This window comes from Parasynechococcus sp., from assembly GCF_042954245.1.
Taxonomy (GTDB): domain Bacteria; phylum Cyanobacteriota; class Cyanobacteriia; order PCC-6307; family Cyanobiaceae; genus Parasynechococcus.
The window spans coordinates 1-24,467 of the sequence record NZ_JBGKDP010000029.1 but is presented as its reverse complement, the minus strand read 5'-3'; the positions used below and the strand labels follow the sequence as shown (position 1 = coordinate 24,467).

At 61.2% G+C, this 24,467-nt stretch carries 28 protein-coding genes, 1 tRNA gene and 2 pseudogenes; 14 read left to right on the top strand and 17 right to left on the bottom strand.

Annotated elements, in window-relative coordinates; all coding sequences use genetic code 11:
- The 3 genes from ACGVJ8_RS01050 to ACGVJ8_RS01040 form a co-directional block, all read left to right on the top strand.
- A partial coding sequence (locus ACGVJ8_RS01050; protein ID WP_392345078.1) for an ABC transporter permease occupies positions 1-696 on the top strand: 696 nt, incomplete at its 5' end.
- A gap of 4 nt (positions 697-700) precedes the next feature.
- The gene (locus ACGVJ8_RS01045; protein ID WP_392345077.1) at positions 701-1,144 is read left to right on the top strand and encodes a hypothetical protein; all 444 of its coding nucleotides are present in this window, start codon (positions 701-703) and stop codon (positions 1,142-1,144) included.
- Between the two features lie 5 nt (positions 1,145-1,149).
- Positions 1,150-1,839 (top strand): N-acetylmannosamine-6-phosphate 2-epimerase, encoded by a 690-nt coding sequence (locus ACGVJ8_RS01040; RefSeq protein WP_392345076.1) that lies wholly within the window; start codon positions 1,150-1,152, stop codon positions 1,837-1,839.
- Here the strand turns inward: ACGVJ8_RS01040 and groL are convergent, their stop codons facing one another.
- Positions 1,840-3,510 carry a chaperonin GroEL gene (gene groL, locus ACGVJ8_RS01035; protein WP_392345085.1) on the bottom strand — a complete coding sequence of 557 codons (1,671 nt, stop codon included), beginning with the start codon at positions 3,508-3,510 and terminating at the stop codon, positions 1,840-1,842. It lies immediately after the preceding gene.
- Positions 3,511-3,640: 130 nt separating this feature from the next.
- On the opposite strand from groL, the gene ACGVJ8_RS01030 reads away from it, so the two are divergent.
- Positions 3,641-3,817: a hypothetical protein gene (locus ACGVJ8_RS01030; RefSeq protein WP_392345075.1), complete on the top strand. Its 177-nt coding sequence runs from the start codon at positions 3,641-3,643 to the stop codon at positions 3,815-3,817.
- A gap of 9 nt (positions 3,818-3,826) precedes the next feature.
- Here ACGVJ8_RS01030 and fabG read toward each other — a convergent pair whose 3' ends face one another.
- The 3 genes from fabG to ACGVJ8_RS01015 are packed head-to-tail and all read right to left on the bottom strand — an operon-like array spanning position 3,827 to position 6,527.
- Entirely contained in the window at positions 3,827-4,579 is a 753-nt protein-coding gene (fabG, locus tag ACGVJ8_RS01025) for a 3-oxoacyl-[acyl-carrier-protein] reductase (RefSeq protein WP_392345084.1), read from the bottom strand.
- A 47-nt stretch (positions 4,580-4,626) separates the two neighbouring features.
- Complete coding sequence (locus ACGVJ8_RS01020) at positions 4,627-5,682, bottom strand: potassium channel family protein (protein WP_392345083.1); 1,056 nt, start codon at positions 5,680-5,682, stop codon at positions 4,627-4,629.
- Positions 5,683-5,693: 11 nt separating this feature from the next.
- The gene (locus tag ACGVJ8_RS01015; protein ID WP_392345074.1) at positions 5,694-6,527 is read right to left on the bottom strand and encodes a glycosyltransferase family 9 protein; all 834 of its coding nucleotides are present in this window, start codon (positions 6,525-6,527) and stop codon (positions 5,694-5,696) included.
- A 72-nt stretch (positions 6,528-6,599) separates the two neighbouring features.
- Here ACGVJ8_RS01015 and ispD point away from each other — a divergent pair, with 72 nt between their 5' ends.
- Positions 6,600-7,280 (top strand): 2-C-methyl-D-erythritol 4-phosphate cytidylyltransferase, encoded by a 681-nt coding sequence (ispD, locus tag ACGVJ8_RS01010; protein WP_392345082.1) that lies wholly within the window; start codon positions 6,600-6,602, stop codon positions 7,278-7,280.
- Here ispD and ACGVJ8_RS01005 read toward each other — a convergent pair.
- Entirely contained in the window at positions 7,264-8,148 is an 885-nt protein-coding gene (locus ACGVJ8_RS01005; protein WP_392345073.1) for an LD-carboxypeptidase, read from the bottom strand. The genes ispD and ACGVJ8_RS01005 overlap by 17 nt on opposite strands.
- The gene (locus tag ACGVJ8_RS01000) at positions 8,148-9,041 is read right to left on the bottom strand and encodes a 4-hydroxybenzoate polyprenyltransferase (RefSeq protein ID WP_392345072.1); all 894 of its coding nucleotides are present in this window, start codon (positions 9,039-9,041) and stop codon (positions 8,148-8,150) included. The genes ACGVJ8_RS01005 and ACGVJ8_RS01000 overlap by 1 nt, the downstream gene beginning before the upstream one ends.
- An 87-nt stretch (positions 9,042-9,128) precedes the next feature.
- Here ACGVJ8_RS01000 and ACGVJ8_RS00995 point away from each other — a divergent pair, with 87 nt between their 5' ends.
- Positions 9,129-10,766 carry a Ppx/GppA phosphatase family protein gene (locus ACGVJ8_RS00995; RefSeq protein WP_392345081.1) on the top strand — a complete coding sequence of 546 codons (1,638 nt, stop codon included), beginning with the start codon at positions 9,129-9,131 and terminating at the stop codon, positions 10,764-10,766.
- On the opposite strand, the gene ACGVJ8_RS00990 is transcribed toward ACGVJ8_RS00995, so the two are convergent.
- From ACGVJ8_RS00990 to petC, 6 genes are all read right to left on the bottom strand, one after another.
- A complete protein-coding gene (locus ACGVJ8_RS00990; protein ID WP_392345071.1) occupies positions 10,750-11,526 on the bottom strand; it encodes a helix-turn-helix domain-containing protein in 777 nt (258 codons plus the stop codon). The genes ACGVJ8_RS00995 and ACGVJ8_RS00990 overlap by 17 nt on opposite strands.
- Positions 11,527-11,626: 100 nt before the next feature.
- A tRNA-Val gene (locus ACGVJ8_RS00985) sits at positions 11,627-11,698 on the bottom strand.
- Between the two features lie 25 nt (positions 11,699-11,723).
- Positions 11,724-12,485 (bottom strand): precorrin-4 C(11)-methyltransferase, encoded by a 762-nt coding sequence (gene cobM, locus ACGVJ8_RS00980; RefSeq protein ID WP_392345070.1) that lies wholly within the window; start codon positions 12,483-12,485, stop codon positions 11,724-11,726.
- Positions 12,482-13,330 carry a prolipoprotein diacylglyceryl transferase gene (gene lgt / locus ACGVJ8_RS00975; RefSeq protein WP_392345080.1) on the bottom strand — a complete coding sequence of 283 codons (849 nt, stop codon included), beginning with the start codon at positions 13,328-13,330 and terminating at the stop codon, positions 12,482-12,484. The genes cobM and lgt overlap by 4 nt, the downstream gene beginning before the upstream one ends.
- 35 nt (positions 13,331-13,365) lie before the next feature.
- A complete protein-coding gene (petA, locus tag ACGVJ8_RS00970) occupies positions 13,366-14,301 on the bottom strand; it encodes a cytochrome f (protein ID WP_392345069.1) in 936 nt (311 codons plus the stop codon).
- Positions 14,302-14,339: 38 nt separating this feature from the next.
- On the bottom strand, positions 14,340-14,876 hold the full coding sequence (gene petC / locus ACGVJ8_RS00965; protein WP_392345068.1) for a cytochrome b6-f complex iron-sulfur subunit: 537 nt from the start codon (positions 14,874-14,876) through the stop codon (positions 14,340-14,342).
- Positions 14,877-14,980: 104 nt separating this feature from the next.
- Between petC and ACGVJ8_RS00960 the strand changes: the two genes are divergently transcribed.
- Entirely contained in the window at positions 14,981-15,340 is a 360-nt protein-coding gene (locus tag ACGVJ8_RS00960) for a DUF3067 family protein (protein ID WP_392345067.1), read from the top strand.
- Here ACGVJ8_RS00960 and tatC read toward each other — a convergent pair.
- A complete protein-coding gene (gene tatC / locus ACGVJ8_RS00955; protein ID WP_392345079.1) occupies positions 15,321-16,025 on the bottom strand; it encodes a twin-arginine translocase subunit TatC in 705 nt (234 codons plus the stop codon). The two genes, ACGVJ8_RS00960 and tatC, sit on opposite strands and share 20 nt — an antisense overlap.
- 125 nt (positions 16,026-16,150) lie before the next feature.
- A complete protein-coding gene (locus ACGVJ8_RS00950; protein ID WP_392345066.1) occupies positions 16,151-17,878 on the bottom strand; it encodes an NFACT family protein in 1,728 nt (575 codons plus the stop codon).
- Between the two features lie 38 nt (positions 17,879-17,916).
- Between ACGVJ8_RS00950 and gmk the strand changes: the two genes are divergently transcribed.
- Complete coding sequence (gmk, locus tag ACGVJ8_RS00945; RefSeq protein WP_392345065.1) at positions 17,917-18,474, top strand: guanylate kinase; 558 nt, start codon at positions 17,917-17,919, stop codon at positions 18,472-18,474.
- A 90-nt stretch (positions 18,475-18,564) separates the two neighbouring features.
- On the opposite strand, the gene psaJ is transcribed toward gmk, so the two are convergent.
- Positions 18,565-18,681 (bottom strand): photosystem I reaction center subunit IX, encoded by a 117-nt coding sequence (psaJ, locus tag ACGVJ8_RS00940; protein ID WP_006850741.1) that lies wholly within the window; start codon positions 18,679-18,681, stop codon positions 18,565-18,567.
- 32 nt (positions 18,682-18,713) lie between these two features.
- Positions 18,714-19,190, bottom strand: a complete 477-nt coding sequence (locus ACGVJ8_RS00935; protein WP_114988265.1) for a Photosystem I reaction center subunit III — start codon at positions 19,188-19,190, stop codon at positions 18,714-18,716.
- A gap of 77 nt (positions 19,191-19,267) precedes the next feature.
- Between ACGVJ8_RS00935 and tsaD the strand changes: the two genes are divergently transcribed.
- Together tsaD and ACGVJ8_RS00925 are read left to right on the top strand one after the other, a co-directional pair.
- Complete coding sequence (tsaD, locus tag ACGVJ8_RS00930; protein WP_392345064.1) at positions 19,268-20,341, top strand: tRNA (adenosine(37)-N6)-threonylcarbamoyltransferase complex transferase subunit TsaD; 1,074 nt, start codon at positions 19,268-19,270, stop codon at positions 20,339-20,341.
- A 42-nt stretch (positions 20,342-20,383) separates the two neighbouring features.
- A complete protein-coding gene (locus tag ACGVJ8_RS00925) occupies positions 20,384-20,560 on the top strand; it encodes a chlorophyll a/b-binding protein (RefSeq protein WP_392345063.1) in 177 nt (58 codons plus the stop codon).
- Here the strand turns inward: ACGVJ8_RS00925 and ACGVJ8_RS00920 are convergent.
- Positions 20,561-21,712 (bottom strand): annotated as a pseudogene (locus tag ACGVJ8_RS00920) (type IV pilus twitching motility protein PilT).
- Between the two features lie 97 nt (positions 21,713-21,809).
- On the opposite strand from ACGVJ8_RS00920, the gene wecB reads away from it, so the two are divergent.
- The 4 genes and pseudogenes from wecB to ACGVJ8_RS00900 all read left to right on the top strand — a co-directional run.
- Positions 21,810-22,922, top strand: a complete 1,113-nt coding sequence (wecB, locus tag ACGVJ8_RS00915) for a non-hydrolyzing UDP-N-acetylglucosamine 2-epimerase (RefSeq protein ID WP_392345062.1) — start codon at positions 21,810-21,812, stop codon at positions 22,920-22,922.
- The gene (locus tag ACGVJ8_RS00910) at positions 22,891-23,343 is read left to right on the top strand and encodes a DUF1643 domain-containing protein (protein WP_392345061.1); all 453 of its coding nucleotides are present in this window, start codon (positions 22,891-22,893) and stop codon (positions 23,341-23,343) included. The genes wecB and ACGVJ8_RS00910 overlap by 32 nt, the downstream gene beginning before the upstream one ends.
- A 139-nt stretch (positions 23,344-23,482) precedes the next feature.
- Positions 23,483-23,729 (top strand): annotated as a pseudogene (locus ACGVJ8_RS00905) (hypothetical protein).
- On the top strand, positions 23,719-24,467 hold a 749-nt coding region (locus tag ACGVJ8_RS00900; RefSeq protein WP_392345060.1), incomplete at its 3' end, for a cation:proton antiporter. The pseudogene ACGVJ8_RS00905 and the gene ACGVJ8_RS00900, both read left to right, overlap by 11 nt.

Below are 24,467 nucleotides of genomic sequence, written 5' to 3'. Positions count from 1 at the left end.
TTGATTCTCTTCGGCGCACTTTTCGCCAATGCCCCTGAGGGTCTGTTGCCAGGTGGCATGAGCTACGGGCGTTTTCTTGGCGCCGGAGTGATTGTCTTCACTGCCTTCAGCGGTGCTTTGAACGCCGGCCTGCCTGTCATGTTTGACCGCGAATTCGGTTTCCTCAATCGGTTGCTGGTGGCACCGCTGAGAAGCCGCAGTTCCATCGTGCTGGCGTCGGTGATTTACATCACGGCGCTGAGTCTGTTGCAGAGTCTGGCGATCATGGGCACGGCAGCCGTGCTCGGTTATGGATGGCCAGGTATCAGCGGCCTGGCCCTGGTGCTGGTGACGCTGCTGCTCCTGGTTTTTGCTGTGACGGCCCTCAGCCTCGGACTGGCGTTCGCTTTGCCGGGGCACATCGAATTAATCGCTGTGATTTTTGTGGCCAACTTGCCGTTGCTTTTTGCCAGCACGGCTTTGGCCCCGCTGTCGTTCATGCCGACCTGGCTGGGCTGGCTTGCGGCTTTGAATCCCCTTACTTTCGCGATAGAACCCATTCGAGCGGCTTACCAAGGTCCTCTGAACCTATCGGCTGTTCTGCTGGAGGCCCCCTATGGGGATGTCACCGGCACCAGTTGCCTGTTGATCCTTCTTCTTCTCACCATCGGGTTGTTTCTTGCAATTCGCCCTCTGCTCAACTGCAAACTTTTCTGAATCCGTGCTTTCTTTTCCGTCCCAGCAGCCCTCGCCTCGACAGAACGCTCTGGCCCTTCAGATCCAGGAGGCCAGGATCTCGGGTGATGAGGCCTTGCTGGTGGGTCTGATCAGTCAGTGGGTTCACCGTTACGGTTTTCACGGAGCAGCTGAGCTCGATCTGAGCTTGCCGGAGCCTGTTGCTTCGAAGCGTGAGTTCAGCCCCACGCCGATGCCGGTCGATGAGGAGGAGATTGCTGCTGAAGACGACGTGCTGGTGGATAACGAGGTGGTCGCTGAAGAAGAAACGATCGTCGAAAAGGAAGAGATTGCGGTTGAAGAAACGCAGCTTCAACGCAGCTTCCCGGCTGTTCCCGTTCCGGCCCCACCGATCAGCACGCCCCGTTCGCTGCGGCGTTGGCTCCCCCGCCGGGAGGATGACGCTTTCCCCTTCCCCAAGGCGTCCTGAACACCATGATCCCGAACCCTGAATTCCTGGATCAGGGGCTGATCATTTCGGTGCAGGCACCCCAGGGTTCGCCGATGCGCGATCCCGATGTGATCGCTGCCATGGCGGATGCCGCCCTGTGCAATGGGGCTGTGGGTGTGCGCTTGGAAAGCCCTGAACACATCGGTGCTGTGCGTCGGCGCTGTCCGGATGCCTTGATCATTGGCCTCTGGAAATGCACGTTCCCGGACAGCTCGGTGTACATCACCCCGGGTTGGAAAGAAATTCAGGCCGTATGGTCTGCGGGAGCCGATGTAATCGCGATTGATGCCACATCCCGTCCGCGTCCTCCGGGGCAGGACCTAGCCGCGTTGATTCAGCGCACCCGTGATGAGCTGAAGGCCCCCTTGATGGCTGATGTGGATTCGCTGGAGAATGGATTGCGGGCAGCCGAGCTTGGTTGTGACTGGGTTGGGACCACGCTCTACGGCTACACGGAAGACACGGCACAGCAGCGCCCCCCCGCGTTTGATCTGCTCCCTCAATTGCGCGCTGAACTTCCCAGCTCGGTTCGTCTGATTTGTGAGGGGGGAATTACCTCTCCAGCGGATGCACGCTTGGCATTGCAGGCCGGAGCAGACACCGTTGTTGTGGGGACGGCGATCACCGGAGTGGACCTCCAGGTGATCGCCTATCGCCAGGGAATGATCAGCTGATCACATCATTCCGGGCATGCCCATTCCGCCCATTCCGCCCATGCCCATTCCGGCCATGCCACCCATGGGGTCTCCGTCTCCGGCGGGAGCCGGTGCAGGGGGTTCAGGCTTGTCAGCAATCACAACTTCGGTCGTGATCAGGAGAGAAGCGATCGAAATCGAATCCTGCACGGCCAAGCGCACCACCTTGGCGGCATCAACGATGCCCGCAGCCATGAGGTCTTCGTAGGCGCCACTGCGGGCGTTGAATCCCTGACCGCTGCTGCGCATGCCAGCAATCACCACGTCACCGTTCTGACCGGCATTGGTGGCGATCTGATGAATCGGTGCCGTCAGTGCTCGCTGCACGATCTCCACACCGGTGCGTTGGTCGCCGTTCAAGGATGCGGCCAGCGCATCCAGGCTGTCGGAGAGTTGTAGCAAGGTGCTGCCGCCGCCGGCAACAATGCCCTCCTCGACGGCGGCACGGGTGGCATTCAGGGCATCCTCGATCCGCAGTTTGCGGTTCTTCAGTTCCGTTTCCGTCGGTGCACCGACCTTGATCACGGCCACGCCGCCGGCCAGCTTGGCGATTCTCTCCTGGAGCTTTTCGCGGTCGTAGTCGGATTCAGTTGCCTCCAGCTCACGTCGGATCGCGCCGACGCGTTCACTCACCGCCTGGCGATGGTCATCCGTAGCGATGATCGTGGTGCTCTCTTTGCTGATGGTGACGCGGCGCGCTTTGCCGAGATCCTCGAGGTTCACTTTGTCGAGGGTCATCGCCTTGTCCTCGCTGATCAGCGTTCCGCCCGTGAGGATGGCGATATCGGCGAGAGCTGCCTTGCGGCGTTCGCCAAAGGAGGGTGCCCGAACAGCAGCCACCTGCAGAACCCCACGGCTCTTGTTCATCACCAGGGTGGCAAGGGCTTCGCCTTCCACTTCCTCCGAGAGGATCAGCAGGGGAGAACCACTCTTCTGAACCGTCTCCAGCACGGGGACCAGATCCGTGATCGTGCTGATCTTGCGATCCGTCAGCAGGATTAGTGGATTTTCAAATTCGCAGACCTGACGGTCGGCATCAGTGACAAAGTAAGGGGAGCTGTAGCCCCGGTCAAAGGCCATGCCTTCGGTGATTTCCAGTTCCGTTGCCAGAGACTTCGATTCCTCAACCGTGATCACCCCATCGGTACTCACCTTGTCCATCGCCTCCGCGATCATCCGACCGACTTCGTCGTCACCGCCGGAGCTCACCGTGGCCACCTGACGAATGGCATCGCCGGCAACGGGCTGGCTCCGCTCGCTCAGTATCGCAACAATCTGTGCTGCAGTTTTCTCGATGCCACGGCGAAGTTCTACGGGGCTTGCTCCCGCAGCAGTGTTGCGCAGACCTTCCTTCACCATGGCCTGAGCCAAAATGGTTGCCGTCGTGGTGCCGTCTCCGGCCTTGTCCTTGGTCTTCGAGGACACCTGCTGCATCAGCTTGGCGCCGAGGTTCTCGAATGGGTCGTCCAGTTCGATTACGCGCGCGATTGAGTCGCCGTCGTTGACGATGTCGGGTGCGCCGAATTTCTGCTCGAGTACAACGTTGCGACCGCGGGGGCCGATCGTAACGCGCACTGCATTGGCGAGTGCGTCAACACCCCGCTCAAGGGCGCTGCGGGATTCGTCAGAGAAAGAAAGGAGTTTGGCCATAGTCGCAAGCATGCCGTTGGTCACTGTCCCACAGCGATGTGGCTCTCGAGGAGAGGGGGTGTGGTGGGGAAAGCCGAATGGTTGGAGCGGCTTGGATGCCGCTCTCAAATGAACTGATTAGGGTCCGGTTATGGGTGAATCCGGGGCGCTGTTCTTTGTTCTGATGGCGGGGCTAGCCGGTTCGATGACCCTGGTTTACGTGCCCCTGCGCATTTTTCTCACCGCCACCGCCCGCAGCCGTCGGCTACGCCTGCTTCAGCGCATCCGCCGCCTGCGGGATGAGTTGGCTCAACCCCTTGATTCCTGATGCTTGGGGTCAGGCCATCACCATGCCGCCATCCACCTGCAGCACCTGGCCTGTGATGTAGGCCGCGGCCGAGTCGGCTGCAAGGAAGCACACGGCACCGGCCACTTGCTCCTGAGTGCCAAAGGTTCCCAGGGGGATGTTTTTGAGGATGGCCTCCGCATCGAGGTCCTTGGTCATGTCCGTGGCGATGAAACCTGGAGCCACGGCGTTCACGGTGATGCCGCGGCTGGCGAGCTCCTTGGCGGTACTGCGGGTGAGACCGATGACGCCGGCTTTGGCGGCGGCGTAGTTGGCCTGTCCCGCGTTGCCCATCAGTCCCACAACGGAGGTGATGTTGATGATCCGACCACTCTTCTGCTTCAGCATCGGGCGTGCCGCCGCTCGGGTGCAGAGAAACACTCCACTGAGGTTGAGGTCGATCACCGATTGCCAATCGTCGGTTTTCATCCGCATCAGCAGGCCGTCCCGCGTGATGCCGGCGTTGTTCACCAACACATCAAGACGGCCGCTGCGCTCCAGCACTGTCTTGATCAGGCCATCCACCTCGGTCTCGACCGACACATTGGCTTGCAGGGCGTAGGCCTTGCCCCCTGCCGTGGTGATGACAGCGACTACTCCATCTGCTGCAGCTGCGGAACTGGAGTAATTCACAACCACTTCTGCACCGGCTTCGCCAAGGGCCAGGGCGATGGCCCGGCCGATGCCGCGCCCTCCTCCTGTCACCAGGGCGGTCTGTCCGGCAAGAGAAGCGCTGGGAGACATGGAGGCATCGTTGATCGGAGGATCGTACGGAGCCGTCGTCATCCAGCTCAACCCGGCATGGTTTCAATCGTGTCCACGGCCTCCCCAAGCAACAACTGAAAGGTGGCGAGTTGGGTTTTGCTTCCCAGCACAATCAGGAGTTGCCCCGGTGCCATCTGGGTGTCGCCGCCTGGATTGGCGATCAGCTTTCCGTTGTCCCGGATCGCCAGCACCATGGCCCCGGTGCGACGGCCCAGCTCCAGTTCCGCCAGGCTCTGCCCACGGATATCCGTCAGGTGCAGGGGGTCGTGGCTCAGCTGGAATTCCTCGATTTCATAGTCGGAGCCCGCTAACAGCTCCATGAAGTTGAGGGCCAGCGGTCGCAGCGCCGAAGCGGCCATCACCCGACCACCGGCCACATAGGGACTGACGACCACAGTGGCGCCCGCCAGCCGCAGTTTTGAGGCGGCTTCATCGCTGTTGGCGCGGGCAATCAAGCGGCAATCCGGTCGTAGATCTTTCGCGCTGAGGATCACGTACAGATTGGAGGCATCGCTGGGGAGGGCTGCCACGAGGCTGCAGCAACGTTCGAGACCTGCGTCCAGCAAGGTTTCATCGAGGGTTGCATCGGCCTGAAGCACCCAAAGGCCATTCTCGTCTGCCACGGCTCGTCGTTCTGGATCGGTTTCGATCACTACGAGTGGCACCGCATCCCGTTGCAGTTGGGCTGCAATCTCCTGCCCGATTCGGCCGTAGCCGCAAAGAATCACGTGGTCGTGAAGGCCTTCCAGCATGCGGAGAAAGCGGAACTCCCGCAGTCTGCGGAAATATCCCGACTCCTTCAGCCCGAGAACGCGCTGAATGGCCAGTTGCACAACCACCAAGCCACCCACCACGATCAAGACGGTGACCAGGCGGCCTGGAGGTGAAAGTGGGGCGACTTCTCCAAAGCCGATGGTACTGATCGTGATCAGCACCATCCAGAGGCAATCGCCCCAGTCCCATCCTTCCGTGATCCGATAACCGACGGCACCCGCGAAGATCACGGCACTTAGGGCACTGATGGGCCCTCGCCATGGAGCTGTGATCAGCTTCAGCTGTCCCCTGGCTTGGCAACGCCTTATGGGACGTCTCCTCAACAACCGAGGGCCGTCAGAACATCACTGCTCTGCAGCGTGGAGAGCTCCTGCGGGCGGCCGAGGCAGCGGATCTCCTGGCGCTCGGGAAGGTCTGTGGCCTCGGCTCCGAGGGCAACCAGGGGGGTGCCGCAATAGGCCGCCAGGCGCTGGGACACCGGGCAGCTGCTGAGCACGACATCGGCATTGGCCACCAGTGCCGCCCGCTTGGCCAGGCTGAGCTCCGCTGGCAACACCATGCTACGCAGCGCCGGTAGGCGGCTTTTGATCGTGTCAGGCAGTTTGTGCCACTCCGCTGCAGGCCAGCCATCCCCCTGGCTGGATGGAGAGAGCAGCAGCAGGGGGCCGTTACCGCTGGGCAGTGTTTCACGGGCTTCATCAAGAACCTCTGCCGCCAGGGGCAGGCGGAACTGATCGGCCTCGAGATCAAGCCCCAGGGCTTGGAGAAAGGGGTTGAGACGCTGCGCCGTCCAGCCGGGGCCGACGCTGACCTGGTCGGTGCAGGCAAATCCCTCAACTGCCAACCGTTTGGGGATATGGCTCATCGACAGCATCAGGTTCACCTGTTGCCCTTCAGCGAAGTTGATGCAGATCTGAAAGTCGGGTTCGCGCACACAGCCGAGCAGGTTGGCCCAGTCCGCAAGCGTGGGGTTGGCCTCGAAGCTGAACGGCAACAGCTTTTCCAGGCATGGCAGAAGCTTCCATGGAGCTGCCTGCTGGGGGTCACAGGCCACCTGCAGTGTGGCGTTGAGTTTCTGGCAGATGTCGGCCAGAGCCGGTAGACGGTCCAGCTGGTCTTCGAGCGAACCCGGGCTCAGGGCAAGAACTCGCATGCAGCGCCGCCATCCATGGTGCGAGCTGATTGTATGGAGGTCGTTTACGCCTGTTCGGGGCTGGAGTCGCTTTTGCATCTATTGATTGCTGCGGCGGGAAGCGGTCGGCGCATGGGTGCGGATCGCAACAAGCTGCTGCTGCCGTTGGCCGGACGCCCCGTCATTGTCTGGACCCTTGAGGCGGCCCTGCGGTCTCAGCGGATTGAATGGATCGGGATCGTCGGCCAGGAGGTCGATCGAGAGGCCATCCTTGCGGTGCTTGACGCACCCAGCAAGCCAGTGCGCTGGATCCAGGGCGGCAGCACGCGGCAGGAGTCCGTGCTTTGCGGTCTGGCAGGGTTGCCGGAGCAGGCTCGCCACGTCTTGATTCATGACGGCGCCCGTTGTCTGGCTGAACCGGAGTTGTTTGATCGCTGTGCAGCTGCTGTGGAGGACGGCACGGCGCTGATTGCTGCAACGCCGGTGAGCGACACGATCAAGCGTGTGGGATTCGACGGTGTGATTCGTGATACGCCGGATCGATCGGAGCTTTGGGCGGCGCAGACGCCGCAGGGCTTTGCCGTTGATCAGTTGCGTCGCGGCCACGCTGAGGCGGTTGCTAAAGGCTGGACGGTCACCGACGACGCGTCGTTGTACGAGCGTCTGGGGTGGCCTGTGCAGGTCTTGGATGCTGGCCCCGCCAACATCAAGGTCACCACGCCCTTTGACCTCACCGTGGCGGAGGCTGTGCTCGCCCTCAGGTCAGCAGGCTGAGCCGGCCGCTTTGGCCGTCGAGGCGTGCCATCGCCCCCATGGGCAGGGCTGCGTTGCCGGATCGGTGACCAATGGGCAGGTCCATCACCCTGGGAATGCCGAGATCGGCCGTGCGCTCCTCAAGAACCTGCTCAAGGTTGAAGCTTTCGGAGGCGTCTCTGGTTTCGTCGGCGCACCCCTCGAAATTGCCAAATGCCAGACCCGCCAAGCCCTGCAAACTGCCATTCAGCCTCCACTGAGTCAGCATCCGATCAATGCGGTAAGGGGCTTCGCCCACATCCTCCAGCACCAGAACGGCTCCCTTGAGGGGGGGCACGAAATGGCTTCCCAACAGGTGGGTGGCCACGGTCAGATTGGCCACGACCAGGGGACCGCTCCCCACACCACCGCCGCCACCACGACCTTGCAGGTCGGGGACGGCGTTGCCGAAGAGCAGGTTGCGTAACCGGTCACGGCTCCATTGCGGCTCCTCCGCAAGTGTTGTGAGCAAGGGGCCATGGATGCCACCGGCAAACCCTGCCGTCTGGCGGGCCCAGAGCAGAGCTGTTACGTCGGAAAAGCCCAGCAGCCAGCCGCTTTGCCAGCGGATGGGCTGCTCCAGCAGCCGAGCAGACCCCCATCCACCGCGGACACAGGCGAGCAGCGCTGCGGGTTCGGCCGGATGCAGATCAGCATGGCGCGCGTCATCGCGCCCTGCGAAGTAGCCCCACCGTCGCGTGGCCAAGGCCTGGGGTTGAACATCGAGGCCCCAGCTCTGCAGAACCACAATGCCCTGCTGCAGCTTGATGTCGTCCTGCAGGATTGAACTGGCGGCCACGCAGGCCACACGGTCTCCAGTGCGGAGCGATGGAGTCGGAGTGATGCGCATCAAGCTCCCCATCCCCTGGCCAGAACCAGGCCGAGCCAGAGCAGGGTCCCAGCCTGCACCTGCTGGGCAAAGTGCTTCCCGTAGGTGCCCATGCAGGCATCCTGTTTGTTTAAGGGGTTGCAGCTGAGCTGCATGAAGACGGCGGCAAGCAACCAGAGTGGCCAGAACGGTGCTGGGATCTGAGCCGACCAGGCCGCCATGGCAAGGGTGATGGCTGTCACGAGGTAGCAGCCCCGCACCACAGGCACCACGCCGGATCTGAGGCTCAGGGCGCTGCTGCGCAGGCCGAGGCTGGAATCGTCACGTCGGTCGGCCATGGCATAGACGGTGTCAAAGCCGAAGGTCCAGACCACGGTTGCCAGCCAACAGCACACCAGGGCAGAATTCCAGCTCAAGGAGGCCGTTGCAGCTGCCCAGGGGATCAGCACCGCGAAGCCCCAGCACAGCGCCAAGAACGCCTGGGGGAAGGCGAACCACCGCTTTGCTGATGGATAGCCGAGGATCGGCAGCACGGCTGTGCAGGCCAAGGCGAGACAGAGCCTGAGGCTGGCGCCAGGAAGACTCAGCACGACAGCCAGGCTGAGGCCCAGCAAAGTCAGCAGCAAAGCGAAGGCTGGGCCTCGCTGCAGCGCACCCCTGGCCAGAGGCCGACGTTTTGTGCGTTCCACCTGGCCATCGAAGCGCTGGTCCCACAGGTCATTGGCGATGCAGCCTGCACCGCTCACCCCCAGACCCCCCAACAGGATCTGCAGGATCAGCACAACACTGGGGGGAGCGGTTGGATTCAGCCAGAGGGCCCAGCCTGCTGGGATCAGCAGGATCAGCCGGCCGGTGGGTTTGTTCCAGCGGAGCAGTTCGATCCAGGGCTGAAGACGTGCAGAGCTGCTGATCACAATCAACGGGATTTGAAGAACCCTAGTCAGGGTCTGATGGCCCCGGCCGTCAGTGGCAGAGTGGATTTCATTGCCGCTCTGACGTTGATGCTGGATGCCAAGGCCCCAGCCCAGCCAACGGGACAGAACAACCGCGTGTCTCAGGCAGTGAACGTTGATCTGCGTCGGATCGCCGCCATCGATATCGGGACCAATTCCTTTCATCTTCTGGTGGCAGCCGTTGATCCGAAGTTGTGCACGTTTCGGATCATCCAGGCCGAAAAGGCCACAACGCGTCTGGGGGAGCGTGATCCCGAGACCGGTGAGCTGACCGAGGCGGCGATGCATCGGGGCCTGGAAACCCTTCACCAGTTCAGAGATCTCGCCACCAGTCACTGGGTTGAGCAGATCGTCACGGCGGCGACGAGTGCCGTTCGTGAAGCACCCAATGGTCGCGATTTCCTCCAGACCATCCTCGACGATCTGGGGATGGAGGTGGATTTGGTCAGCGGCCCGGAGGAGGCCCGACTGATCTATCTGGGCGTCCTCTCAGGAATGCCGTTTGGAGATCGTCCGCATCTTCTGCTCGACATCGGCGGTGGCTCTACGGAACTGATCCTTGCCGATGGTCGTGATGCCCGCGCCCTCACCAGCACCCGTGTGGGGGCTGTGCGACTCCAGCGGGACTTTGTTCGGGATGATCCGATGCCCCCCCAACGGCGATCGTTTCTGCAGGCCTTCATTCAGGGGTCGCTTGAACCTGCGGTCGACAAAGTGCGTCGCAGGATCAAACCCGGTGAAACCCCTGTGTTGGTGGCCACCAGCGGCACGGCGATGGCAATTGGCTCCCTTGCGGCAAGTGAAGAGGAGCTCCCACCCCGCAAATTGCATGGGTACCGCGTCACCCGGCAGCGCCTGGACAAGGTGGTCGATCGTCTGATCAAGATGACCCCTGCGCAGCGACGAGAGTTGGCTCCCATCAATGATCGTCGGGCCGAGATCATTGTTCCTGGCGCGTTGATCCTGCAAACCACCATGAAGATGGTGGGTGTGGAGGACTTCGTGCTCAGTGAGCGGGCGCTTAGGGAAGGTTTGATCGTTGATTGGATGCTTCGCCAGGGTCTTCTTGAAGACCGCTTCAGCTTTCAGAGCAGCATCAGGCAACGCACCGTGATTCATCAGATGCAGCGCTTTGCGGTGAACCAGAGCAGGGCTGAACGGGTCGCCAGCCATGCCTTAACCCTCTACGACGCCACGCGAGGAGTGATGCATGAAGACAGCGGTGAAGGGCGCGAACTGCTTTGGGCTGCCGCCATGCTCCATTCCTGTGGCCAGCACATCAACATCAGCGCTTACCACAAGCACACCTGGTACTTGATTCGTCATGGTGAGCTGCTGGGCTATTCCGAAGCGGAGCATTTAATGGTGGCGGCGATTGCTCGCTATCACCGCCGCAGCTTGCCGAAGAAACGCCATGAGTCCTGGCAGCTTGTGGCCACCCGAGAAAATCGTCGTTGCGTTCATCAGATGGCCCTGCTGCTGCGCTTAGCCGCAGCTCTGGATCGCAGGCCTGAACCTGTGATCTCAGCACTCCGAATTCATGCGGTGAAGGGAACTCTGGATCTGGAGATCGTCCCTGAGCGAGTCAACCAGAACATCAGTCTTGAACAGTGGAGCTTGGAGAGCTGCGCTGAGGTGGTGAAGGAGGCGGTCGGGGTGAATCTGCGCGTCAGCGTTCAGGGTTGAGAGGGATCCAGCGGATGTCGTCCACAGCGCCAAGGGTTCGTGTCTCGGAGTCGGGGGAACTCAGCAGGACCAGATCAGGCCGGCCGGCGTAGATTTCCACCAGATCGGGATTTTCAATCCTGCGTTCACCGTTCAGGAGCCCTTCGAATTCCACAATTCCCTCACGCCGTAAGGCGATCCAGCTTGGTTCGCTGCTGCTGATCGTGAGCCCCAAGTCAGTGGTCGGTGGCGCTGGAACGATGAGGACATCGAGCTCATCTGAAGCCTCGGCCACCTCGAGATCTGCTTCGCTTAGCTCAAGGGTTGGATTAGCAGGCCTCAACCCTTGGGCGAAGCGCGTCAACTCGGCGGCGTTGCTCCACACCACAAACCCAAGCCCAGCAAGTCCGGCGAGGGCCATAAGGGGAAGCGGATTGACTGTTCTCTGTTTCTGAGGGATGATGGCCCGCGTTGTTGCTCCGGGAGCCGCCCGTTTGGGCGGCTTGGCGGTGAGGGGCCCGAGGGTCTGAACCATGGCGTTAGCATCCAAACCCAGATGCGAGCTGAGCCGGCGCACCATGGCCTTGATGAACACGGGTTCAGGCAGTTCGGCTTGATCGCCGCGTTCTAGTGCTGCCAGTTGCTCCTCGCCCATGTGCATCTGGCTGGCGAGCTGGTTCTGGGTCAGGCCCGCTGCAGCCCGCGCCTCGGCTAAATGTCGCCCTGCTTCAACCAGGCCCGTGGCTTTGCCTTGGTCGTCCGCAAGACTCCGCTCGTTCATCAATGGGTAAGTCGACCTAGTTCATAACAGAACCTAGGCCCATCCCACAGTGCAGTCAGCCCTTGATGAACACCGAAGGGTTAAATGCCACCAAAAAATATGGGCGATACTGGATTCGAACCAGTGACCCCTTCCGTGTGAAGGAAGTGCGCTACCACTGTGCTAATCGCCCGCACAAATTGATCTTAAACCACCGCCTATTGGGGTTTCGGACGGAACAGGTGGTCGTGGTCAGGCGAGTAAAGCCGTGAGCGCTGAGGACTACCGGCGAGGGCCGGACTCACCACATAAAGCGTTGTTCGAATCAGATTGCGTTCCCGACTGATCGCAGTCATCTCTCTGAGAGGAACCACTGTGAGCATCTGATCAGGCCAGCTCACCCGATGTCCGATGGCTACTGGCGTGTCGGCGGGGTAGTGCTCCAGAAGAGTGGTTTGCACCTCTTCAACGTGCCGAGCACTCAAATAGATGCAAAGGCTGGCGCGCAGGGCTGCCAGCCGATCCAGTTGTTCCCGTTCCGGCACGCCGGTGCGACCTCCAGCGCGACTGAGAACAATGGTTTGCACCACGCCTGGAAGGGTGAGTTCGCTGGCGAGACCGGCGGCTGCCGCTTGGTAAGCACTGATCCCGGGGATCACTTCCACAGGGATTTCGGCGTCATTTAAAGCGCAGATCTGCTCGTTGATGGCGCTATATAGCGCCGTGTCTCCGTCGTGGAGCCGCACCACCCGTTTGCCCTGGCGGTGTCGATCGATCAGCAACGGGATCAGGTCTTCGAGCGTGGTCGTGCTGGTGCGGATCCGTTCGCAATCAGCCGGAGCCAGATCTGCGATGGCTGGACAGACCAGGGAATCCGTCCAGATCAGCACGTTGGCCTTGTCCAGACGCTCAGCCGCGCGAAGGGTGAGCAGGTCTGGAGCACCTGGGCCTGCTCCGACAAAACTGATAACGTGACTCAACTGCGTTGGCCTGATGGATCAGGCAAGGGTTGCTTTCGTCCGTATAGCCACCAAAGCCCGATCATGCCCAGCGCCACCAAGGTGCAACTCATCAATTGGGCGATGCGGATTCCCCCTTCGCAAGCCGGTGGAAGCGAACCAATGCAGAGGGGATCAATGCGCAGGCCTTCGATCCAGATACGGCCCAGGCTGTACCCCACCAAATACACGCAACTCATTGCGCCCGATGGGAGCATCCTAGGAGCTTTCAGTCCGCGGCGAAAGAGCAGTACCAGCAGTCCGAAGAGCAGCAGATTCCAAATCGATTCATAGAGGAACGTCGGGTGGAAAAACTCCGACGTGCTGTAGATCACCGGGCGGCTTTGCGCCGAGATGAACAGCTTCCACGGCAGGTCAGTTGGAACCCCGAAGGCCTCTGAATTGAAGAAATTCCCCCAGCGACCGATGGCCTGGCCCAAGGCCACGGAAGGCACCAGAACATCCAGCACATCCCAGAAGGGTTGTCGACGCCAGCGGCAGAACAGGATCAGCGTGAGTGTTCCCGCCAGCAGAGCACCGTGGATGGCGATCCCTCCTTCCCAGATGGCCAGGGCCTTGAGCGGGTGGGAGGCGTAGTTGTGCCACTCGAAGGCTACGTAGTAGATCCGTGCTCCGATGACGGCAAACAGTACGAGCAAGGGCAGCAGGTCGCTGATCAGGCCGTTCTCCAGCTGTCGCAGCTTGGCTAGGCGACTGGAGAGGTTCAGTCCAATCAAGACGGCTGTTGCAATCAGCAGCCCGTACCAACGCAGGGGAAGGAACCAGTTTTCGGTATGAGGCAAAAATTCCCCTGGCGACTGGAAGATCGCCAGGGGAAATAGGGCTTCAACAGCCATAGCGATCAGAAGTTGCCTTCAGCTGCCTGAACCTTTTCGATCTGCTTCTTCTTGAGCACCAACATGATCTGAGCCAGAGCTACAGCCGCGAAGAAGGCGAGCAAGCCATAAATCCGAACGGGGTTCTGCAGAACAATTTCCGCGTCCACCTGGCCGAAGCCGCCCACGTTGGGATCGTTGGTCAGAGCAGCACCGGCTTCGATGCTGTCACCAACGCTGACCAGAACTTCAGGACCAACCGGAATGGTCTCGCTCACGCTGTTGCCGTCAGCAGTCTTGATGCTGACCACGCTGGCGCCGTTGTCACCGGGCTCGATGGAGGCAATAGTGCCGCTGGCTGGAGCAGTGTAGACAGTGTTGTTGCTCTTCTCACCGGTGAGATACACCTGGCCACGGCCGCGGTTGCCACCCACGTGGATCTGGGATTTGCCGAAGTGGATGTTGCTGTCTGTGGCGGGATCAGGGGATAGAACAGGGAAGACGATTTCTTGGTGCTCGTCACCAGGAATTGGTCCCACCAGCAGGATGTTTCGCTGGTCGTCGCTGTACTGGGTGAAGTAGACGCCTTCCGTTTCTTCCTTGATCTCGTCGGTCCAGCGGTCCTGAGGAGCCAGCGTGAAGCCATCAGGAAGCATCACAACAGCGCCCACCTGCAGGCCCACGTCGCTGCCGTCCGCACCGATCTCCTGAAGACCCTTTTCGTAAGGAACCTTGACGCTGGCGGTGAAGACGCTGTCAGGGAGCACCGATTGGGGAACTTCAGCCTGGATCAGCTTTTTGGCCAGGTGGCAGTTGGCACAAACAATTTTGCCGGTGGCTTCCCGGGGGCTGTCGTAGTTCTGTTGAGCCCAGAAGGGGTAGGCCCAGCTGGCAGCCGGGGCAATTAGCAGAGCCAGTCCGATGACCAGCGATCCAAGGAAAAGCGAGAGGTGACGACGCATGGGACGGTGAGGGGATGCAGGCGTAGGGAAGGGAAAGATCAGGCCCACCAGGGCTTATCACCAGTTCGGAAGTCGGTCTCAGTCCACTGGCTCATGAACACGTTGTCGTTCTCCACGCTGACGTTGGCCAGGGCCAGGGAGAGAGGGGCAGGGCCACGGACCACCTTGCCGGTGGCGTCGTACTGACTGCCATGGCAAGGGCACATGAACTTGTTGGCACCGCTGTTCCAGGGAACGACGCAGCCGAGGTGAGTGCAGATTGCGTTGATGCCATAGCTGCCAATGGCGTCCTCGCCTTCAACGATCAGATAGGTGGGATCACCCTTGAGGCCTTGTACCAGGCTGCGATCGCCCTCGGGGTGGCTGGAGAGCCAACCGCTGGCTGTGATCGGGTTGCCCCGCTCATCCTTGGCACTGGTGCCACCGCCGCTACCGGCGGCCTTGGGGGGGATGAAGTAATTCGCCACCGGGTAGAGGGCTCCCAGGGCCACACCAGTGACGGAGCCGAAAGTCAGCAGATTCATGAACTGCCGACGACCCATTCCGGGCACATCGCTCGAGGAGAGTTGGGTCATGGCGGACGTTCATCCAGCTCGGATTGGGGACCATTATGGATGCTTAAGTGCCTGTCAAGCTTTGCAACGACAGGCGTCTTCCTGACCCTGCCGCTTCTGCTTCTGTGCTTGAGATCGCCAACGCCGTGCCCGAGCCGCCGCTCAGCGTCGACGAGGTGATTGCATGTCTACGTCAGCGCTGGCGGGCGACTTACGACCTTCAGCTGGTGGTTCGACGCCGTCGTCTGTACCTCCAGGTGATGTGGGCCTACCTCGAGCAACAGTCGTTTCCGATGGACCTTGAGGCCTATCGGCAGCATCTCGGTGAGGTGCTGGATGTTGTGAATCGTCTTGGTTTGGCTCGTGAGGTGCGCCAATGGCTCAGTTCCACCCGTGACAAACCGCGTCTGGGCAAGGCGTTGAGTCTTCCGTTGGAGGCGATGGGGCCGGAGGCGGAAACGTTGATCAAGGAGTTTCTGGTCTGAAGGATTCGGTCAGGGCCACCAAGCCGACGCCAATCAAAAACAGTGCCGTGATGGCTCCAGCCAGCAGCAGCATCGTGATCGGATCGGTGGATGGCGTCAGCACAGCTCCAGCCAGGGCTGAACCCAGCACAACCCAGCGCCAGGCTCCAAGCATCGGCCTCCAGCGCACCAGCCCCAGAGCTCCGAGGAGCAGCTGCAGCACAGGGAGCTGAAACGCCAGCCCGGTGGCCAGCATCAGCAGCAGAACAAAATCCAGATAGCGCTCGATCGACCAGAGCGGCTCCACCACATCGGCGCCGTAGCTCACCAGAAACCGCAGGGCGCCCGGCACCAGGGCCCACCAGGCAAAGGCCAGGCCCGCCATGAACAAAACCGCGGAGCCGGCGACGGCAGGGGCAATCAGGCGTCGTTCGCGGATCGTCAGGCCCGGCAGCACGAAGGCCAGGATCTGAAACAGCACATAGGGCAGGGCCAGGGTGAAGCCGGCGTAGCCGGCAACCTTGAGCGAGACGAATAAAAACTCGCCCGGCGCGAGTTGAAGAAAATGAATACCGCTGGCTGGTGCTTCCAGCAGGCGCACTAGCGGTTTGACCCCCAGCAGGCAGGTCAGCGCTGCAATGACAACGGCCAGCAAGCTGCGCAGAACCCGTTGACGCAGTTCCTCCAGGTGATCCACCAGAGGCATCTCCACCTCATTGGGCAAATCGGCATCGCCAGGTGCCCTCCCAATACGAATGGGTGGTGGTGGTTGCAGAGCTAGGGGGCCGTCGGGGTGCTCAGACACGGACGCGGGTCGGACGGCGCAACAGGTCAGCCCGAATGTGGGCTCAGGCTAGGGGCAAGCAGCCGTTCTTCCGCGCCCTGGGGATCCCCCCAGCGGATTTCAGCTTGTCCATGGCGCACGGTGCCCGGGCCCGCACCGGCAATTCGCTGCAACTGATCGGTGGTCACCATCACCACCGCCACTCGCGTGTTGCCCCGGGCGCGGCTGAAATAGGCCGCTAGATCTGTTGCCATCGCCAAGTCGGATTCCTCGGCTAGCCCGTTGGAACTCTTCAACACCACATGACTCCCCGGACATTCCTGGGCGTGAAACCAGAGGTCACCACTGCGGGCCTGGCGCAGCGAGATCCAATCGTTCTGGCGGTGGTTCCGCCCCACCTGAACCTTGAGACCTCCCGGAGTGTTCAGTTCCAGCGGCTTGGGCTGGTCCCGTTGACGCTGCTGTCGCATGTTGCGACGGCGTTCCTTGGGCTGTAACAGCTCATCGAGTTCCTCCCGCAGATCATTCAGGGCGGAGAGGCGTGCTGGGCAGTCCTGCCAAGTTGCGCTCAGTTGATCTTCGATGAAGGTTTCGCTCTCGCTGATCAGCTCAAGACGTCGCTGATGGTGCTTCAGCCGCTGCTCGAGGATCGGGCGCGATCTCCGTAGTTTTTTGGCCCGGCGATAGAGCGACTGGGCTTCATCGACCTGGTCGCGACTGGGGTTGCCAAGGCAAAGGAGAGCGTCCGCCTGGCGTTGAAGTGCCCCGTGCCCTTCGGTGGCGTTCAGGCGCTGGCGTTGGTCCTCCTGGGCGGCCTGTTCTTTGCTGCGCCAATGCTCTAGGCGTTGACGCAGGTCATGGCTGACCCGTGCCAGTGCCCGTTGCTCTTGGAATTGCTGGTGCAGGGATCCCAGCGTGAGCGCCAGAGCAGCTTGTGGATGCACCTCATCACGGGGAGATCCCCAGACCCGGTAACGACCGTCGTTCTCCACCACGAGGGCAAACTGTTCGCTCTCGAGCTGGTCCAACCAGAGAGACCAGCGCTTAAAGAGGTGGCTCCACTGGCTGGTATCCAGGCTGTCCACCGGTGTGTTCAAGTGGTCGCCGGCGAGCTGTGCAGCCAGGGCTGGGCTGATCCCCTGATAGGTCTGCTGAAAGGCCTTGCGCAGGGGGACCGGGACGAGAGAGAGCCGCTCCTTCCAGCGTTCAAAGCCCTCTATTCGACCCGGTGCCAACCCCTGAAGCATCGGGGGTTGGCTGTAGAAATCACCGGTGGAGAGAGGGCGCACGCGGGACTGATGATCTCGGACCTGTCGCCCCAGGGCAATGATGCGGCGCTGCTCATCGAGGAGCAGCAGGTTGCTGTGCCGTCCCATTAGCTCCAGCACGAGCATCCGCTGGATCGGTTCCCCAGGGCGCTGGGCAAACCGAAATTCCACCACCCGTTCAAAGCCGCTCTGGTGAAGCTCCACAAGAGCCAGCTGGCGGAGGCTGTGTCGCAACTGTTGCGCGAAGGTGCTGCCGCTGCCGCTGCGCGGGGGAGGGTTGACCTCCACCAGCCGAGGTGCTTCGGCTTGCCAGCTCAGTTCCAGCCACACCAGCCCCTTGAGGCTGCGGCATCCCAATTGAATCGTTGCCGGGTCCGGTTGTTGGGCCTTTTCGAAGCGGCTGGGCACCAGCTTTGGGCGCAGATCCCAGAGCACCGCGCGAAGCGTGGTGAGGTCCATTGGCTGCAGGCTGGTGGAGGCTTTCACCTGGAGCACCGGGCGGGGCATTGAGGCTTCCTACTCTGCTGACCCACGCAGACGCTGCGATGTCCACCAGTGGAAAGCTCACCTTAATCACCGGCCCCAGTGGAGTCGGGAAGGGAACGCTGGTGAGCCAGCTTCTGGAGCGCCATCACCAGATCTGGCTTTCGGTATCGGCCACCACCCGTTCTGCACGACAGGGGGAGCAGGACGGCATCAACTACTTCTTCCACAGCCGTGCGGGGTTTGATGCCTTGGTGGAGCAGGGAGGATTTCTGGAGTGGGCGGAATTTGCGGGGAATTGCTACGGCACCCCTCGAGGTCCTGTTGAGGAACAAATGGCGGCGGCCCGCCCCGTGCTCCTGGAGATTGAGCTGGAAGGTGCGCGCCAGGTACGTCGCAGTTTTCCGGACGGCTTTCAGATTTTTCTGGCGCCCCCCAGCTTTGAGGAGTTGGAGCGCCGAATTCGCGGGCGCGGTACCGATTCAGAGGACGCTATTGAGCGCCGCTTGACTCGCGCTCGAGAGGAACTCGAGGCTCAACAGGAATTCGACGCCGTCGTGATTAACGACGATCTCGAATCAGCGTTGAAACAGGTCGAGACGCTGATGGGTCTGGGATGACGCGGAGCTGATCTTCGCAACGCGTTGCAGGCACAAAAAAAGGGAATCCGAAGGTTCCCTTGGATCGACAAGTAGAAGATCAACCCTGATTCACATTGGGTGGAAGAGAAGATCAGGGAAGAAGCGGTTCCACTCGATCAGGATTCCTGCGGTGGCGGTAAACCAGATGGCTGCAACCACTGGAGCTGCGGTCAGAAACTTGTTCATTGTTGAGGGAGCAATGGTTGAAGTCGTTTGAATCAGCGTGGCGAAACAGTCACCTTGCTGTCGTCTTCGAGCAGCTTGCCGCTGGTGAATTCACCGAAAGCGGCCAGAGGCCAGGTGGCAGCAGCCAGAAGGCTCTTGATAGCAATGCTGCGATCGATAAAAATTTCGTACTGGGCAGCATTCTTGCCGCGAGTTGCTTTCAGGTACTCACGACCGGCCCAGCCGATGCAGCCGGCGACGTACAGGAACATGATCCCGGGATACACAAAATCACCGGCATGGCTCCAGCGGCCATCAACGATCAAGTGGGGGAGACCATCCTCTCCACAAGAGGCCTGGCTGTACATCTCGAAGCGAGCTTTGGCCTGAGGCGTTGTGGCAGCGGCAGCACGCTGCTGGAAGCGGGCACTTTCTGAGCAGGGTGTGAGGCCAGCCACATCCGCCTTGGCGACGGGGGCGAAGCCGAACACCAGGAGTGCTGAAAGCACGACGGCGAAGAGACGACGCATCGGAACAATTCCTCTGAACGGTGCCCCGAAAGGGCAAGATGTCACAAGTCGAACAGTAGGGGAGGCGCATCGCTTCGATGCATGCAGTGCTTGCCCTCGAAACAAGTTGTGACGAGTCCGCTGCTGCGGTCCTGCGCCGTCACGCTGATGGACGAATCGACGTTCTGGCGTCGCGGATTGCGTCCCAGGTTGAGGAGCATTCCCGTTGGGGTGGTGTGGTGCCCGAAATCGCCTCGCGCCGCCACGTCGAGGCCCTGCCTGGACTGGTGGAGGCCGTTGTTCACGAGGCGGGTGTCGCTTTGGGGCAGCTGGATGCCATAGCAGCCACGATCACTCCAGGCCTGGCAGGGGCTCTGATGGTGGCCTCGGTGACCGGCCGCACCCTTGCCGCCCTGCATCAGCGCCCCTTCCTCGGCGTCCATCATTTGGAGGGCCATCTGGCCTCAGTGATGCTTGGAGATGCTCCACCGCAGGCCCCCTATCTGGTGTTGCTCGTGAGTGGGGGCCACACCGAGCTGATCCTGGTTGCTGATGACGGCAGGATGACGCGTCTAGGTCGAAGCCATGACGATGCCGCTGGAGAAGCTTTCGACAAGGTGGCGCGCCTGCTCGGTCTGGGTTACCCCGGAGGGCCTGCCATCCAGGCCGTTGCCGAAACGGGTGATGCAACGCGCTTTCACCTGCCCAAGGGGCGGATTTCATTGCCTGGCGGTGGGTTTCACCCCTACGACTTTTCCTTCAGTGGTCTGAAGACCGCCATGCTCCGCACCGTGGAAACCCTGCGGCAAAACACCGATCCGCTGCCTCTTGCCGACCTGGCCGCCAGTTTCGAACAGGTGGTGGCTGATGTTCTGGTGCAGCGCAGCCTTCGCTGTGCTGAAGACCACGGTGTTCAGCAACTGGTGATGGTCGGCGGTGTCGCGGCGAACCATCGTTTGCGCCAAAGTATGTTAGAACAGGGCAGCAAGCGGGGTATAGTGGTCTCCATCGCTCCGCTGGCCTTCTGCACCGACAACGCTGCCATGATCGGAGCTGCGGCCTTGATGCGTCTGGCCCAAAACACGGCTTCCACCTCTCTTGAATCAGGAGTTGCAGCCCGCTGGCCCTTGGATCAGGCCAATGCGCTCTACACACCAGATCCATCCTTTTAGGGAAGCCTTTTAGGCTTGAACGCGCTGTTCGGTCTCTGTGTCGTGAACCAACCGGAAACCAGATCAGATGCTCCGGAGCCCGTCGAGGCAGACGAGCTGAACGCCTGGAAGCGTGGCTTTACTCCACAGGCCGAAATCTGGAACGGTCGTCTGGCAATGATCGGCCTGTCCGCAGGTATTGCTGTCGTTCTTTTGGTGCGTGTGTTCAGCGGTGGCTGATCAGCTTCGGCCCCGCAGGGCCTGAGCCAGCTCGTTGGGTTTGAGGCTGACGGCCCAGCCTGCTCGCCTTCAATGCGATCCGTCTCCACCAGGGCCAGCAGCGATTAATTGGTGGTCACCATCTCCTCGAATCCACTGCGTTCCATGATTTCCTCTACCTCATCGAGCGCCCCCCGCTGGATGTAGTCCTTGCAGGCATCGGTGTTGATCAGGATGTCGTGATACGCCGCCCGTTTTCCGTCCGTTGTCTTGATCAATCCCTGGGCGATCACCCCCAGCAGCGATTCGGATAACGAACGACGCACACTTTCCTGTTCTTCAGGTGAATACATGCCGAGGACCCGTTCCACGGTCTTCACCGCTGAATTGGTGTGCAGGTCCCGAACACCAAGTGGCCTGTCTGGGCCGCTTCGAGGGCCGTGTAGAGGGCTTCCTGATCCCGGATTTCGCCCACCAAATCACATCAGGGTCTTCTCGTAGGGCGGCCCTCAGGGCGTTGTGGAATTTGAGGGTGTGCAACCCCACTTCCCTGTGCCGGATGAGGGACTTGCGGCTCTCGTGCACAAACTCGACGGGATCCTCGATCGTGAGGATGTGACGTGCCTCGTTGCGGTTGATCCAGTCGATCATGGCCGCCAGGGTTGTGCTTTTGCCGGACCCTGTCGGTCCGGTCACCAGGATCAGTCCCTTCAGACGGTCCGCGAGGCTTTGCAGCACGCTGGGGAGATGCAGTTGCTCCATGTTGAGGATCGTCTGCGGAATAAGGCGCAGCACCATGGCCGGGCCCCGCAGTGAATCCATCAAGTTGATGCGCACGCGCACGAAGGGGAAGGCATGGGAGCCGTCGAATTCCTTGTCGTGGTTGAAGCCATCGATCTGCTGTGGCGTCAGGATCTCCTGGAGCCATCTGTGAAACACCTCGGCGCGGGTTACCGGCCATTCCGTGCCCTGCATGTCTCCCCGGGCGCGGTAGCGCGGTACTTCCCCAACACCCAGGTGGACGTCAGAATGGCCGGCATCATGGGTGATGCGAACGATCTCCTCGAGGCTTGGAGAGCCATCTACAGCGGATCGGGGCGCCGGGTTTTGAACCTCGGACGGAGGTTGGGCTGGGGGGGGAAAACCGGCTGAGCCACGTTGATGGCGAGGGATCTTTCCTCAGGATCGTCTCGATGCTGGGACTGGCAAGGATTTCTCACTGTTCTCTCCGGGTTGACGCCCGTAAACTCCAGCGGTCCGTCTGGATGGAATGGCTGAACAGCCCCGCGTCACGATCGTTCTGGGAACGCGTCCCGAGGCGATCAAGCTGGCTCCGGTCATCCGGACGTTCCAAGCCTGTGATGCATTGCGGACCCGTGTCGTCTTGACCGGTCAGCACCGTGAAATGGTGGGCCAGGTGATGGATCTGTTTCATCTCCAGGCGAATCAGGATCTCAATCTGATGGCACCCCGTCAGACCCTGACGCATGTCACCTGTGCTGCGCTGCAAGGGCTGCGGGAAGACTTTCAGGCCTATCCCCCGCAGTTGGTCCTAGTGCAGGGCGACACCACTACGGCGTTCGCCGCAGGTTTGGCTGCGTTTTACGAGCAGATCCCGGTTGGCCATGTGGAGGCCGGTCTGCGCACCGACAATCCTCTGGATCCCTTCCCGGAAGAAGCCAACCGTCGGCTCCTCTCCCAGATCGCGACCCTTCATTTCGCGCCGACGCTCAAGGCGGAATCCAACCTGAAAGCATCCGGTGTGGTCGGGGAGATCTCCGTGACCGGTAACACCGTGATCGATGCGTTGTTGTTGATGGCGGAATCGGCGCCTGATGTTCGGTTTGATGGCCTCGATTGGGACCAACAGAGGGTGATCCTCGCCACGGTGCATCGGCGTGAAAACTGGGGTGAGCGTCTGCATGACATCGCTGCAGGAATGCTGCAGGTGCTTGAGCGCTACTCCGACACGGCGCTTCTGCTGCCAATGCACCGCAACCCGACGGTGCGTGAACCGCTGCAGGCCCTTCTTGGAAGCCATCCCCGTGTCGTTCTGACCGAATCTTTGGACTACGACCGTTTCGTCGCAGCGATGAAAGGTTGCTGCTTGTTGCTCAGCGATTCCGGTGGTCTCCAGGAGGAGGCCCCTGCGCTCGGCAAACCCGTGCTGGTTCTGCGGCGCACCACAGAGCGGCCGGAGGCCGTTGATGCGGGAACAGCCCGGCTGGTGGGCACCGATCCCGATGTGATCCTGGAAGAGACCTCGCGGCTGCTTGGGGATGCCACGGCTTATCAAGAGATGTCCCGCGCCGTTAACCCCTTCGGCGATGGTCACGCCAGTGAACGCATCCTTGAGCGCTGTCGCCGACAGCTCGGGGTCTAAAGCGTCCCTCAGCCGCGATGGCTGTTACCGCTGGTGGCTGCGGCGCTGCCTGGGTACGGGCGAAGGGTGCCTGCTCTTCGTGGGCCTGAATCCCCCGAGAGCTGATGGCCAGCGTGATGATCCGACCCTGCACCATTTGATCGGCTTCGCCAGGCAATGGGGATATCGGGAGTTGCTGGTGCTGAATTTGTTAGCCCGAATCTCGCCGTCTCCGGCGGCGCTGCTGCGGGTGAAGGACCCCATCGGTGAGCAGAACGACGCGACCTTAAACCACTGGTCCCTCACATCTGGGGTCGATCTCTGGTGTGAAGGGGGGCGAATGGGGCGCGATGGGACCGGGCTCAGCTGGTTTTTGGGGATATTCAGCGTTTGCTGCCCTAATAACGCCGGCGCTCTGTTCCTAACTCGCCGCATCCTCTGATGCTGGGTCAGACGGCCTCGGGGCAACCGCGCCATCCGCTTTATGCCCCGCGCATCGCCTGCCTTCACCCTTTTCTCTGGGCAGACCCGGAACCGATCCGTCATCCTGTGGGGACCGTGATGGATGTCTTTTCGAGCTGATGTCCCGTACGCCCCGCCGCTATGCCGTCTATCTCCACCTTCTGGGAGGGCAGATCGAACGGGTGTTTTTTCCGAAACTCGAGACCTTCCAGGAGTGGTACCAAGGGTTGGTCAATGCCGAGAACCAGAGCGGTTTCGTCAATGTTCCCCTCAGCGATCTGGAGGGAGAGTATCTGATTCGTACGTCCCCAAGCCGTGATCGGCGTGCGCGCGAAACCTCAGCTCTCCTCTGTCGATGACGCCTGAGCGTCTGGGCCTCCTCTGGGGCGTCACCGTTTTTTCAGGCGCTGCGGCACGACTTCTGGCTGCGACTTCTGGATTGCCAGGGGTGGTGTTGCTGCTCCTGTCGGGGCTGCTGATCGGTCGCTCTGGCCTGGGTTGGGTGGAACCCCTTGACTTCGGCTCCGGGCTTGGAACCGTGGTGGGTCTTCTCGTCAGCCTGGTGCTGTTCGATGGCGGACTGAATCTGCGTCTTCCTGGAGACACGATCAAGGCTACGGTGCAGCGGATCGCAGCCCTGCGTCTGTTGATCTCTCTGGGAGGCGGTCTGTTGGCCGCCCATTGGCTTGCTGGCCTCAGCTGGTCGCTTGCTGCTGTGTTCAGTGCCATCGTGCTGGCCACGGGGCCAACGGTGGTCACCCCTCTGGTGCGTCAGATTCGGCTCGCTCCTCCTCTGGGTGAAGTCCTCGAGGCTGAGGGATTGGTGCTTGAGCCCATCGGCGCCGTTTTAGCTCTGCTGCTGTTGGAGCTTGCCCTTGGCAACCTGCACGGCTGGCGTGAGGTGATGCTCAGTCTGCTGTATCGATTGGGTGGCGGTGTGCTGATTGGCGCGAGCGTCGGCTGGCTGCTGTCTGAGCTGCTGCGACGGCTCAACCCCGATCAGTTGAAGGGGCTCCCGCTTCAGCTCAGTCTGGGTTTGCTGTTTCTGATGTATGGCGTCAGTGAGTGGCTGCTGCCGGAATCCGCCCTACCAGCTTCGGTGGC

Coding starts and splice junctions, on each gene's coding strand:
- petA (WP_392345069.1), bottom strand. CDS start 14,301: ATGCGTCGTCACCTCTCGCTTTTCCTTGGATCGCTGGTCATCGGACTG.
- ACGVJ8_RS01030 (WP_392345075.1), top strand. CDS start 3,641: ATGGGTGAATCCGGGGCGCTGTTCTTTGTTCTGATGGCGGGGCTAGCC.
- ACGVJ8_RS01040 (WP_392345076.1), top strand. CDS start 1,150: ATGATCCCGAACCCTGAATTCCTGGATCAGGGGCTGATCATTTCGGTG.
- fabG (WP_392345084.1), bottom strand. CDS start 4,579: ATGTCTCCCAGCGCTTCTCTTGCCGGACAGACCGCCCTGGTGACAGGA.
- ACGVJ8_RS00990 (WP_392345071.1), bottom strand. CDS start 11,526: ATGAACGAGCGGAGTCTTGCGGACGACCAAGGCAAAGCCACGGGCCTG.
- gmk (WP_392345065.1), top strand. CDS start 17,917: ATGTCCACCAGTGGAAAGCTCACCTTAATCACCGGCCCCAGTGGAGTC.
- ACGVJ8_RS00950 (WP_392345066.1), bottom strand. CDS start 17,878: ATGCCCCGCCCGGTGCTCCAGGTGAAAGCCTCCACCAGCCTGCAGCCA.
- petC (WP_392345068.1), bottom strand. CDS start 14,876: ATGACCCAACTCTCCTCGAGCGATGTGCCCGGAATGGGTCGTCGGCAG.
- ACGVJ8_RS00995 (WP_392345081.1), top strand. CDS start 9,129: ATGCTGGATGCCAAGGCCCCAGCCCAGCCAACGGGACAGAACAACCGC.
- wecB (WP_392345062.1), top strand. CDS start 21,810: ATGGCTGAACAGCCCCGCGTCACGATCGTTCTGGGAACGCGTCCCGAG.
- ACGVJ8_RS01005 (WP_392345073.1), bottom strand. CDS start 8,148: ATGCGCATCACTCCGACTCCATCGCTCCGCACTGGAGACCGTGTGGCC.
- ACGVJ8_RS00935 (WP_114988265.1), bottom strand. CDS start 19,190: ATGCGTCGTCTCTTCGCCGTCGTGCTTTCAGCACTCCTGGTGTTCGGC.
- ACGVJ8_RS01015 (WP_392345074.1), bottom strand. CDS start 6,527: ATGCGAGTTCTTGCCCTGAGCCCGGGTTCGCTCGAAGACCAGCTGGAC.
- psaJ (WP_006850741.1), bottom strand. CDS start 18,681: ATGAACAAGTTTCTGACCGCAGCTCCAGTGGTTGCAGCCATCTGGTTT.
- groL (WP_392345085.1), bottom strand. CDS start 3,510: ATGGCCAAACTCCTTTCTTTCTCTGACGAATCCCGCAGCGCCCTTGAG.
- tsaD (WP_392345064.1), top strand. CDS start 19,268: ATGCATGCAGTGCTTGCCCTCGAAACAAGTTGTGACGAGTCCGCTGCT.
- tatC (WP_392345079.1), bottom strand. CDS start 16,025: ATGCCTCTGGTGGATCACCTGGAGGAACTGCGTCAACGGGTTCTGCGC.